The following is an 11,615-nucleotide window of genomic DNA, read 5'->3' as shown; positions in this document are numbered from 1 at the left end:
GAGTGTCTACGGTGATGAATGTCTACGATACATAATGAATACGCAGCTACAGAGCGCAAAATAGACGATATAAGTTGCCATATAGGCCTGTGCTGCGCCTAAAGAACCATTCATTGGAATTAACCAATGGGCAAACCCGGTCAACAGTAAGAACTGGCTCACTTCTGTGAGAATGTAAAAGCGCAAAGAGGCTTTGGCAATCACCAGATAGCCAAACACATACGACCCGACTTTCAACACATCGCCTACCAACTGCCAGGCAAACAGGTCACGCATCGCGGTAAATTGATGCGAGAACAGCAGCCAGATAGCAAAATCACGCAACAACCATACCATCAAACTGGCGGTTGCCACTGCCGGTAAGACAAACTTCAGTGAGCGCAGGATTTCACGAGAGATATCCGCTTTCGCTTTGAGCCTTGAGAGTGTAGGTAACAGGTAAACCGTAAATGAGGCCGTAATAAATTGTAGATAAGCATCTGAAATACTGCTTACCCCTTGCCAGATCCCAACGGCATCCCAACCATAATGGTCTGCCAGCAAGTTACGCATCATCACATAGGCTACTGGCAAGGTCACTGAGGTAATCAGTGCCATGATGGTAAACTTACCTAAATGGCTGGCTAACGCCTTATCCCAGCTAAGTTTAAGATAACTTAGGGGAATAGTCTTGCGGCGAATCAGCATAGCAGCCGCAGGTATCACCACCAGCGCAGGGACTAATGCCAACCCCACTAATGCGCCGGAGTAGCCGCCAATACGAAAGCAAATATAATACGCCACGACACCAATCAGGCTGCCACCTATCACCGCCAGCGCATTGCCCATGGCGTCGCGATAGCCTTTGAGGATCGCCAGAAACAGGTTGGCGTAGGCAATACCCATCTGGATAAGCGCCACTGCGCGCACCACATTCTGGTAATCCCCATGACCGAATAACGCAAAACTGACGGGTTTGGCTGCCAGCAGGAAAATTAATGCCAGCAGAGTGGAGAACCCCAAAACGATCGTCGAAGAGGTGCCCAGCACTGCACGTAAACGCTCAGGTTGCTGATGATATTCAGCAACATACTTGGTAATACCGTTAAAGATACCCGCGCCGGAGAGCACGCCTAATACCGTAATTAGCTGGCGAAAGTTACCCGCCTGCCCAACGCCGCTGGGACCAAAGGTCACCGCCAGCAGCTTAACCACTAACAACCCTACGCCGATTTTAATCAGCGTAGAGCCAGCAGTCCAAATCGATGCTTTTGCCAGAGACATATCAGGCGAAGAAACTCAGAATAGTATTAATGACCGTTTTCTGATTCACATCAGTCAAGTTAAAGAAGATGGGCAAGCGAACCAGACGCTCACTCTCTTTGGTGGTAAAGCGGTCTTCACCCGCCATACGGCCAAATGCCTCACCTGCCGGGCAACCATGCAACGGAATGTAATGGAATACGGCCATGATCTCAGCTTCTTTTAAGTAGCTGATAAAATTAGAACGATCGTCAATATCGCGCAGTTTGATATAAAACATATGCGCATTTTGCACCACATCACCAGGGATCACCGGCAAATCAATGCGCCCGGCATCAGCCAGCGGTTTGAAGGCATTATAATAGGTGTGCCACAGCGCCAAACGGCGTTCGTTAATCTGTTCTGCGGCTTCCAACTGGCCCCACAGATAAGCAGCCTGTAAGTCAGACATCAGATAGCTGGAGCCGATATCTCGCCAGGTATATTTATCGACCTGTCCACGGAAAAACTGGCTACGGTTGGTACCTTTTTCGCGAATGATTTCAGCGCGATCTATCAGTAACGGGTCATTAATGAGCGTTGCGCCACCTTCACCGCCAGCCGTGTAATTCTTGGTTTCATGGAAACTAAAGCAGCCAATATGACCAATAGTCCCCAATGCTTTACCTTTGTAAGTGGACATCACACCCTGAGCGGCATCTTCTACCACAAACAAATTATGCTTTTTCGCCAACGCCATAATGGTATCCATCTCGCAGGCAACACCCGCATAATGGACTGGCACAATAACTTTGGTTTTATCGGTAATCGCGGCTTCAATCTTGGTTTCATCGATGTTCATGGTATCCGGGCGGATATCAACAAACACCATTTTTGCCCCACGCAGCACGAAAGCATTCGCGGTAGAAACAAAGGTAAAGCTCGGCATGATCACTTCGTCGCCGGGTTTGATATCCAGCAACAACGCAGCCATTTCCAGTGAGGCGGTGCATGAAGGCGTCAGTAATACTTTCGGGCACCCGAAACGCTGCTCCATCCACTGCTGGCAGCGACGGGTAAACCCACCATCACCGCATAATTTACCGCTAGCCATCGCGGCCTGCATATAACCGAGTTCGGTGCCTACTACTGGTGGAGCGTTAAATGGAATCATCTCATCCCCTGCATAACCAATACGCGGTGCTCTCAATAACAGCACCACTACGAATATAAAGACGTAAAGCAGCAATATTGCTCATCTGTGTGGCCACCCGTAACCGCTGTAACCCATGACTCTGGCACCACTGCTTTGCCGCCGACATTAACGATGAACCAACGCCTTTACCCTGTGCCTCTGGGAATACCGCCAACAAACCAATACGTGCACTGCCATCTTGCAAGTCTCGTAGCGTCACGAACCCTGCGGGCTGGCCCAACGTATCTGTCACCAATAAACATTGATGGTCGAACGTACCCAAGACGGCTTTTTCTGCCCACAATGCATAAAATCGCCCGCTGTCCTGCGGGTCATACCACGGCGCACGGAAACGACTTAATGCAAAAGCATTGGCGGCAACACTGCGCAATTGCGGGATATCCGCCGCCGTTGCAACCTGGAACTTGGATGCAGTGACATCGGCCTCAGATGAAGCATTTTCCGTGCCAATCACCTTGTTCACATCAATGGCTAACGAGAGATCAACTTCTCCTTCAACCAGATGAAAATCGAGTTGACCAAGAGAATCGATGAGATCAAGGCGATGGGTAGGTACTTTAGCTTGGGTTAGTGTAAAAGCGCCCAACTCAGCCGGATTAAGCTGCGGGGCTGAGTCGGAGAAAATCAGTTTTGCACTGTGGCGCTGGAAAAATTCACTTTCCCAGGCCAAAGGCTCAATACTGGCGTGGACGGGCATGTAACAGATCCAATAAATATTTGCCGTAACCGGTTTTGGCCAGCGCAGCCGCTGCACGCCTGACGCCGTCGTCGTCTAGCCAACCATTGCGCCAGGCGATCTCTTCCAGACAGGCAATTTTGAAACCTTGGCGTTTTTCAACGGTTTGTACAAAGGTACTGGCTTCAATCAGGCTGTCATGCGTACCGGTGTCTAACCAGGCAAAACCACGGCCTAATAGCTCAACGGTTAACTCACCACGCTCCATATACATCTGGTTGATACTGGTGATTTCCAGCTCACCACGGGAGGAAGGCTTAACCTGCTTGGCAAATTCAACCACTTGATTATCGTAGAAATAAAGCCCAGTCACTGCCCAATTGGATTTAGGCTGACTTGGCTTCTCTTCGATAGACAGCGCGCGGAAATTGTCGTCAAACTCCACCACACCAAAACGCTCTGGATCCATCACCTGATAACCAAAGACTGTCGCACCGTGCTGACGTGCCGTAACCGCTTTCAGTTTCGGGCTAAAGCTTTGACCAAAGAAGATATTATCACCGAGAACCAGGCAGCAAGGTTCATCGCCAATAAATTCCTCACCGATAATAAATGCCTGTGCCAACCCGTCTGGACTCGGTTGTGCGGCATAACTCAGATGAATACCAAACTCATCGCCATTGCCCAGTAAGCGCTGAAATGACGGCAAATCTTCTGGAGTAGAAATAATCAGAATGTCACGGATCCCTGCCAGCATCAGCACTGACAGCGGATAGTAAATCATCGGTTTATCATAGACGGGAAGCAGTTGCTTAGAGACGCCACGGGTGATGGGGTGCAAACGGGTACCGGAACCACCAGCCAGAATTATGCCTTTCATACGATCTCCTGAAACATACCATCTCCTGAAACCATCAGGCAGACGTTAGACACAGGAAAGACATCATGCAAACTACTGGATGACGTCATCCCAGCGATTAATAGACTACGAACCTATCGTCAGTCGCTTAAACCCAAACGCTCACCGGCGTAAGAACCATCCTGAACTCGACGCCACCACGATTCATTATTCAAATACCACAACAGGGTTTTGCGGATGCCACTTTCGAAGGTTTCCTGTGGCCGCCAGCCTAATTCACGCTCAATCTTGCCAGCATCAATGGCATAGCGCATATCGTGCCCTGGACGGTCTTTGACATAGGTGATCAGGTCACGGTAATGCTCAATGCCGGCCGGTTTGGCTGGGACAAGTTCATCCAAAAGTGTACAAAGGGTTTCAACCACTTCAATATTTTTGCGCTCATTATGGCCGCCAATATTGTATGTCTCACCCACGGCACCTTCGGTAACCACCTGATACAAGGCCCGCGCGTGGTCTTCGACATACAACCAGTCGCGTACCTGTGCGCCATTGCCATACACCGGTAACGGTTTACCCGCCAGCGCATTCAGAATAACCAGCGGTATCAACTTCTCAGGGAAATGATATGGCCCATAGTTATTTGAGCAATTAGTTACCAGCGTTGGTAAACCATAAGTCCGCAACCAGGCACGAACTAAATGGTCACTGGACGCCTTAGACGCTGAATAGGGGCTGCTTGGCGCATAAGGTGTGGTTTCGGTAAACAGATCATCAGTACCGTGCAGATCGCCATATACCTCATCGGTCGAGATATGGTGGAAGCGAAACGCCTGCTTCGCCTCAGCACTCAGTTGCTGCCAGTAATGACGCGCCGCCTCTAACAGGGTGTATGTGCCCACCACGTTAGTTTCGATAAAAGCCGCTGGCCCATCAATAGAGCGATCCACATGACTTTCTGCCGCCAGATGCATCACCATATCCGGCTGATAGTGCGCAAAAACCCGATCCAGTTCAGCGCGATCACAGATATCCACCTGCTCAAACGCATAACGTTCGCTGTGGGCGACAACAGCCAGTGACTCCAGATTACCGGCATAGGTGAGCTTATCCACCACCACTACGCTGTCTGAAGTGCCATCGATAATATGTCTTACCACCGCAGAGCCGATAAAACCGGCCCCGCCTGTGACTAGAATACGTCTCAACGCCATACTCCTTTGGTGTCAACAATCCACGATTGCTTCACATCTTCAGGTTTAATCGCTTTGAACTGGCGGTGATCAACCAACATCACCAGCACATCCGCTTGCTGCAAGGCAGTGGCGGTATCTTTCAACGTCACGTGCCCTGCCAATGATTTTGGCAGTTGCTCAACATTAGGTTCAACTACCAATGTTTCACCGGCATGCCATTCCGCGATCAAATGAGCAATCTCGACCGCCGGGCTTTCACGCAGGTCATCAATATTGGGTTTAAATGCCAAGCCAAAGCAGGCAATTTTCACTTCAGAGGCGCGCTTATTGGTAGCAGCCAAACAATCAGCAACGGCGGCTTTAACTCGATCTACCACCCACAATGGTTTGCCGTCATTCACCAAACGTGCCGTGTGGATCAAGCGTGCCAATTGTGGATTCTGTGAAACGATAAACCACGGATCAACCGCGATACAATGACCGCCCACACCTGGACCTGGCTGCAAAATATTCACGCGTGGATGACGGTTCGCCAGGCGAATCAGTTCCCACACATTGATGCCCTGCTCATCACAAATCAGTGACAACTCATTGGCAAAAGCAATGTTAACGTCACGGAAGCTGTTTTCAGTCAGCTTACACATCTCAGCGGTGCGGGAGTTAGTCACCACACATTCGCCTTCCAGGAAAATTTTATATAACTCGCTGGCGCGGGCAGAGCATTTCGGCGTCATGCCACCGATAACGCGGTCATTCTGAATCAGTTCGACCATGACCTGACCAGGTAAGACACGTTCAGGGCAGTAAGCGATGTTGATATCAGCATCTTCACCGGCTTGCTGTGGGAAGCTCAGATCGGGGCGCTCTTCAGCCAGCCATTGGGCCATTTGTTCCGTCGCACCGACTGGAGAGGTGGATTCCAGAATGACCAGATCACCTTTTTTCAATACTGGGGCGATAGATTTGGCGGCTGATTCAACATAAACCATATCCGGCTCGTGATCGCCTTTAAACGGTGTCGGTACGGCAATAAGAAACGCATCGGCTGCCAGCGGTTTGGTCACCGCATGCAGGTAACCCCCTTCAACGGCAATCTTCACCACTTTGTCTAAATCCGGTTCCACAATATGGATAGCACCGCGATTAATGGTTTCAACAGCATGGGCGTTCACATCAACACCAATCACTTTCTTCTTGCGCGACGCGAAAGCAGCAGCAGTTGGCAAACCAATGTACCCAAGACCGATAACAGAAATAGTTTCAAAACTCATAGCGTCACCTGATGATTCTTTAAAGCTTCAAGGATGCGTTGACAGGCATGCCCGTCACCGTAAGGATTATGCGCCCGCGTCATTTGATGATAGGCAGCCTCATCAGTGAGCAAACGGGTCACAGCATCGACAATTTTATTAATATTAGTGCCAACCAGCAGAACCGTACCGGAATCGACTGCTTCCGGGCGTTCGGTGGTATCGCGCATCACCAGTACCGGCTTACCTAATGAAGGCGCTTCTTCCTGAATACCGCCTGAATCGGTCAGGATCAGATAAGCGTGGTTCATCAGATAAACGAAAGGTAAGTAATCTTGCGGGTCAATCAGAATGATATTATCAATACCCTTCAAGATACGATTGACCGGCTCACTGACATTAGGGTTGAGATGCACCGGATAAACCACCTGCACCTCGGGGTGCTTGAGGGCAATTTCAGCTAATGCGCTGCAAATCCGCTCAAAACCACCACCAAAGCTCTCACGACGGTGGCCCGTGACCAAAATCATCTTCTTACTGGTATCGAGGAACGGGTAGCGTTGCGCCAGGCTGGAGCGTAACTCTGGGTTATTCATCACCCGATCCCGCACCCAGAACAGTGCATCGATCACCGTATTACCGGTAACAAAAATTCGATTTTCCGGCACCATTTCACGGAGTAGGTTTTGGCGAGAATTCTCAGTCGGCGCGAAATGGTACATAGCAAGATGCCCCGTCAGTTGACGGTTGGCCTCTTCCGGCCACGGCGAATAGAGATTCCCTGTGCGCAACCCCGCCTCGACGTGGCCGACAGGAATGCGGTGATAGAACGCAGCAAGGCTGGTTGATAGCGTTGTGGTTGTATCGCCATGAACCAGAATAACGTCTGGCTTAAATTCCGCTAGAACAGGTTTTAACCCTTCCAAAATACGGCAAGTTATTTCCGTCAATCCCTGTCCCGGTTTCATGATATTCAAATCATAGTCCGGTTGAATCTCAAATAAGCGCAACACTTGATCCAACATCTCGCGATGTTGGGCCGTCACGCAAACTCTTGACTCAAAGGCCTCATCCTTAGCCAAAGCATGCACCAGAGGAGCCATTTTAATGGCTTCAGGCCGGGTGCCAAAAACAGTCAACACTTTCACAGTGAATCTCTTTAAGGTCAGTTAGCCGCAGACAACGCCTGCAAGTTGGGCGCACAATGCGCCCATTAACAATTTATACTCTTTTTACCTGGCGCCGCTGTATCGGCCGTGTTGCCTGACGGCTACGCCAATGAATTACGCTTGTATACTGGTGCGACGAACTAACACTACGCCAGCCCCAACCAGTGCGCCAATCGCACCCCACATAATCAGCAGGAAAACACGGCGCGGACTATCACGGGTAACTGGATCTTCTGGTGTACGTAAGTAGCGGTATGTCTGGAACGTTTTATCCAACGTTGGACCGACGTTCAATGTTGCCAGCATGGCGCGGTTCTGATCATAATCAATATCAAAACTTGGTCCAGTAGCCTGTAATGTTTCCAAACGGGCTTCAAGCATCGGTTTACCCAACATAAACATCTTAGAATCCGGTAACTGCTCAGCCGGCGTATCCGTTTGATTACGGTTAATCCCTTGCTGACCGGCAACTTTTAATGCTTGTTTAACCGCAGTCACCTCACGATCGAACACCGCTTGAGCGACCGCTTCCTGGCGTTTAACTTGTGCTTTCATCGATTGAGTACGAGCAGCCCATGCCCCTTGAATCTCATCGTTCAAATGGCTGGCAGCACGTTGACTGGCAAAATCAATATAGCCACGGAGCAATTTATTGGCATCACTGGCCGTTTCTGCGGTCAATTTGATGCTGTCATTCAGCATTTTTTTGTCATCACGTGGAGTGAAAACAATATTATTTACCAGCTCATCCAGTAATGCGGCATCAGCCTTGGCATCACCTTCCAGGCGCTGTTTGTAGTAATCACTTTGCAGCCAAAAATCACGACGGGTATCGTAAGCCGCGAGCTGGGTAATGAATTCACCATAAGCTTCGTCAGCGATCCCCGGTTGTTCACTGGCAACACCACTATTGATACGAGTATCCAGATTCCGTAAAAACTGCTGCTGAGAATAATAACCACCCAAATTATTGACGGTTGGCCGGTCAGTAATGGCTGCCGCACTCCATTGTTGTTTCACCAGATAGGAAACACCCAACGCGATTGCGGCCAAAAGAATTGCCATACCGATAATCCACAGCTTACCGCGCCAAAGAGTACGGAACAGGCTGCGGATATCTAATTCGTTATCCACAGTAGGCTCATTATTGGTAGATCCTGTTTTATCAGTCGACATAGATTCTGGTTTCATCACTGCCTAAAAGCCTCTGGTTAAGATTCATGCTTATTTTGCGATGCACGACGCATCCGACGCTTCATACGTTTGATAAAACGCGCCACGCGCCATGCTCGTTTAATGCAGTAGCCATACAACAGAAATGCAAGCAAGAATAATGCCAACATTACCCATTCTGGGACAAATGTTAGCCTTTCGCCGATAACACCAATCGCCGCTAACAATGCTGCTGCCAGGGTAATTAAGACAAAAGCCTGCCGAGAGGTAAAACCAGCACGCATAATCAAGTGATGGATATGTTGCCGGTCTGGTGAGAAAGGACTCATTCCTTTACGCAAACGGCGGTACATGATGGCAATCATATCCATCAATGGAATGGCAATAATCCATAATGCAGTAACCGGGTTTATCGGGTGGGCATTCCCTTGTGTGGTTTGCAGCAACATCCAAATAGCGGTGAAGCCAATCAGCGTACTGCCCGCATCGCCCATAAAGACTTTATAGCGACGCCCTAATAACCCAAGGTTTAGCAAAATATAAGGCAAGATAGCGGCTATCATGGCGAAGCACCATAAGGCCAATGCCATCTGCCCACTTTGATAAAGCAGGATCCCCAAGGCACCGAAAGAGACACAAGATAGCCCCCCCAGTAAACCATCAATACCATCCACCATATTGAAGGCATTTATTGCCGCCCACACCGCGAACAGTGTGACGACATAGCCAAATGGCCCTAATGACATTTCCCACGGACCAAAAGCATGCCCCAGGCTACGCAAATACAGCCCCGCGACAACCATCATGGCGATACCCACCAATGCCTGAACAAAGGCACGGATTTTTACGCTGATATCAAAGCGATCATCTAAAGCACCAATGAACACCAATAAACCGGCGCAACCGAGATAAAGTCGGAAATGAGGGATCTGCTGGTTGGTAATCAGAAAAGTAAAACAAATACCCGCAAACACGGATATTCCGCCCACCAGTGGAATCAACCCTTGATGGCGTTTACGATAATTAGGTTTATCAACGAGTCCAATTTTCTTGGCAACTTTGCGAGCAACAAATAAAAATGCCAAAGAAAACAGGAAGATAATAAAGATTTCAGTACTCATAGTGAGTAAGTTCACGTTTAACCGCTCTCTGCAAAATGATACGACAGCTTAGCATGTGGCTCGGCGCATGCCATGCCTTCCCCACGCTTTCAGCTATTTCTGAATATGATGACAGCCTTGCTTGTTATTCCCAACTCTATTTTTTGCTATTTTCTCGTTGGTAATGAGAATAGCTACCAAAATAGGCATAGGTTATGGAGTGCCTATCAACTTAATGGTTAACAAACTCAACTATCGTATATTCCAAAAGCAAAAAACGCCACGACTGTGCGTGGCGTTTTGACTGATTTTACTAGACTTACGAACGTCTCATGTTATCGAAGAACTGATCGTTAGTTTTCGCTGTTGCCAGTTTACTGATGAGGAACTCCATCGCATCGATTTCACCCATTGGATGAAGAATACGGCGCAATATCCACATTTTTTGCAGCTCTTCAGTGGTGGTCAGCAACTCTTCTTTACGTGTACCAGAGCGGTTGAAATCAATGGCTGGGAACACACGTTTTTCGGCAATTTTGCGCGATAAATGCAGTTCCATGTTGCCGGTACCTTTAAATTCTTCATAGATAACTTCATCCATTTTAGAACCGGTATCAACCAACGCCGTAGCAATGATAGTCAGGCTACCGCCCTCTTCAACATTACGTGCAGCACCAAAGAAACGCTTAGGACGATGTAAGGCGTTAGCATCCACACCCCCCGTCAATACTTTGCCTGAAGCAGGTACCACGGTGTTGTATGCGCGGGCCAAGCGAGTAATGGAATCCAGCAAGATGATAACGTCTTTTTTATGCTCAACCAGACGTTTCGCTTTCTCGATAACCATTTCAGCTACCTGAACGTGACGGGATGCGGGTTCATCAAAAGTAGAAGCGATAACTTCACCCTTAACCAGACGTTGCATCTCAGTCACTTCTTCAGGACGTTCGTCAATCAGTAATACCATCAACACGCAGTCAGGGTGATTGTAAGCAATGCTGGTAGCGATGTTCTGCAACAGCATGGTTTTACCCGCTTTAGGCGGTGCCACAATCAGACCACGTTGGCCGCGACCGATTGGCGAGGCCAAATCAAGTACGCGAGCAGTTAAATCTTCCGTCGAACCATTACCACGTTCCATGCGCAGACGAGAGTTGGCATGTAATGGGGTTAAGTTTTCGAACAGGATTTTGTTACGGGCGTTTTCCGGTTTGTCGTAGTTAACTTCGTTAACTTTTAACAATGCAAAATAACGCTCACCTTCTTTCGGCGGACGAATCTTACCGGCAACGGTATCACCAGTGCGAAGGTTGAAACGGCGAATTTGGCTTGGGGATACATAGATGTCGTCGGGGCCGGCGAGGTAGGAGCTGTCTGCAGAGCGGAGGAAACCAAATCCATCCTGCAATATCTCCAATACACCGTCACCGAAGATATCTTCTCCACTTTTCGCGTGCTGCTTAAGAATAGAGAAAATAATGTCTTGTTTACGCATCCGGGCCAGGTTTTCCAGCCCCATATTTTCGCCAAGTGTTATCAGATCAGAAACCGGCGTGTTCTTTAATTCGGTAAGATTCATAATGGTGGGTTCTTAAACTCGGGGTATGTCTCGAACTATGGTCGTGAATGGTATGGCAGCGTCATCCGTGCCTGTTTAATGGGACATTCAATCACCGGTCTTGAACAAACTACGCAAGTAATGACTTACGCGAGATTTGCGCGACACAACGGTCAAAAGATTGAAGGTGCCTTAGA

General features: G+C 48.8%; 10 protein-coding genes. All 10 read right to left on the bottom strand.

Annotation, left to right across the window (positions count from 1 at the left end):
* Positions 1–6 precede the first annotated feature (6 nt).
* The 10 genes from wzxE to rho all read right to left on the bottom strand — a co-directional run bounded on the left by wzxE (position 7) and on the right by rho (position 11,439).
* Positions 7–1,263 carry a lipid III flippase WzxE gene (wzxE, locus tag EL015_RS00935; protein WP_005190223.1) on the bottom strand — a complete coding sequence of 419 codons (1,257 nt, stop codon included), beginning with the start codon at positions 1,261–1,263 and terminating at the stop codon, positions 7–9.
* Position 1,264: 1 nt separating this feature from the next.
* Positions 1,265–2,395, bottom strand: a complete 1,131-nt coding sequence (rffA, locus tag EL015_RS00930) for a dTDP-4-amino-4,6-dideoxygalactose transaminase (RefSeq protein WP_032907406.1) — start codon at positions 2,393–2,395, stop codon at positions 1,265–1,267.
* 1 nt (position 2,396) lies between these two features.
* Positions 2,397–3,134 (bottom strand): dTDP-4-amino-4,6-dideoxy-D-galactose acyltransferase, encoded by a 738-nt coding sequence (gene rffC, locus EL015_RS00925; protein ID WP_032907409.1) that lies wholly within the window; start codon positions 3,132–3,134, stop codon positions 2,397–2,399.
* Positions 3,112–3,993, bottom strand: a complete 882-nt coding sequence (gene rfbA / locus EL015_RS00920) for a glucose-1-phosphate thymidylyltransferase RfbA (RefSeq protein WP_005190233.1) — start codon at positions 3,991–3,993, stop codon at positions 3,112–3,114. Before rfbA ends, rffC begins: the two co-directional genes overlap by 23 nt.
* Before the next feature lie 119 nt (positions 3,994–4,112).
* The gene (rffG, locus tag EL015_RS00915) at positions 4,113–5,186 is read right to left on the bottom strand and encodes a dTDP-glucose 4,6-dehydratase (RefSeq protein WP_179204113.1); all 1,074 of its coding nucleotides are present in this window, start codon (positions 5,184–5,186) and stop codon (positions 4,113–4,115) included.
* Positions 5,177–6,439 (bottom strand): UDP-N-acetyl-D-mannosamine dehydrogenase, encoded by a 1,263-nt coding sequence (gene wecC, locus EL015_RS00910; RefSeq protein ID WP_032907410.1) that lies wholly within the window; start codon positions 6,437–6,439, stop codon positions 5,177–5,179. Before wecC ends, rffG begins: the two co-directional genes overlap by 10 nt.
* Entirely contained in the window at positions 6,436–7,566 is a 1,131-nt protein-coding gene (gene wecB / locus EL015_RS00905) for a non-hydrolyzing UDP-N-acetylglucosamine 2-epimerase (RefSeq protein ID WP_005190240.1), read from the bottom strand. The genes wecC and wecB overlap by 4 nt, the downstream gene beginning before the upstream one ends.
* A 135-nt stretch (positions 7,567–7,701) precedes the next feature.
* The gene (gene wzzE / locus EL015_RS00900) at positions 7,702–8,778 is read right to left on the bottom strand and encodes an ECA polysaccharide chain length modulation protein (protein WP_005190242.1); all 1,077 of its coding nucleotides are present in this window, start codon (positions 8,776–8,778) and stop codon (positions 7,702–7,704) included.
* Between the two features lie 20 nt (positions 8,779–8,798).
* A complete protein-coding gene (gene wecA, locus EL015_RS00895) occupies positions 8,799–9,896 on the bottom strand; it encodes a UDP-N-acetylglucosamine--undecaprenyl-phosphate N-acetylglucosaminephosphotransferase (protein ID WP_005190245.1) in 1,098 nt (365 codons plus the stop codon).
* A 283-nt stretch (positions 9,897–10,179) separates the two neighbouring features.
* Positions 10,180–11,439, bottom strand: coding sequence for a transcription termination factor Rho (rho, locus tag EL015_RS00890; protein ID WP_004704159.1), 1,260 nt, complete (start codon positions 11,437–11,439; stop codon positions 10,180–10,182).
* Positions 11,440–11,615 lie beyond the last annotated feature (176 nt).

Origin of the sequence: Yersinia intermedia (assembly GCF_900635455.1) — a bacterium.
Classification (GTDB): Bacteria; Pseudomonadota; Gammaproteobacteria; order Enterobacterales; family Enterobacteriaceae; genus Yersinia; species Yersinia intermedia.
Note: the sequence above shows the minus strand (reverse complement) of the source record. Positions and strands in the feature narration are given on the sequence as shown.

Coding starts and splice junctions, on each gene's coding strand:
- rffG (WP_179204113.1), bottom strand. CDS start 5,186: ATGGCGTTGAGACGTATTCTAGTCACAGGCGGGGCCGGTTTTATCGGC.
- rho (WP_004704159.1), bottom strand. CDS start 11,439: ATGAATCTTACCGAATTAAAGAACACGCCGGTTTCTGATCTGATAACA.
- rffA (WP_032907406.1), bottom strand. CDS start 2,395: ATGATTCCATTTAACGCTCCACCAGTAGTAGGCACCGAACTCGGTTAT.
- rffC (WP_032907409.1), bottom strand. CDS start 3,134: ATGCCCGTCCACGCCAGTATTGAGCCTTTGGCCTGGGAAAGTGAATTT.
- wecC (WP_032907410.1), bottom strand. CDS start 6,439: ATGAGTTTTGAAACTATTTCTGTTATCGGTCTTGGGTACATTGGTTTG.
- wzzE (WP_005190242.1), bottom strand. CDS start 8,778: ATGAAACCAGAATCTATGTCGACTGATAAAACAGGATCTACCAATAAT.
- wzxE (WP_005190223.1), bottom strand. CDS start 1,263: ATGTCTCTGGCAAAAGCATCGATTTGGACTGCTGGCTCTACGCTGATT.
- rfbA (WP_005190233.1), bottom strand. CDS start 3,993: ATGAAAGGCATAATTCTGGCTGGTGGTTCCGGTACCCGTTTGCACCCC.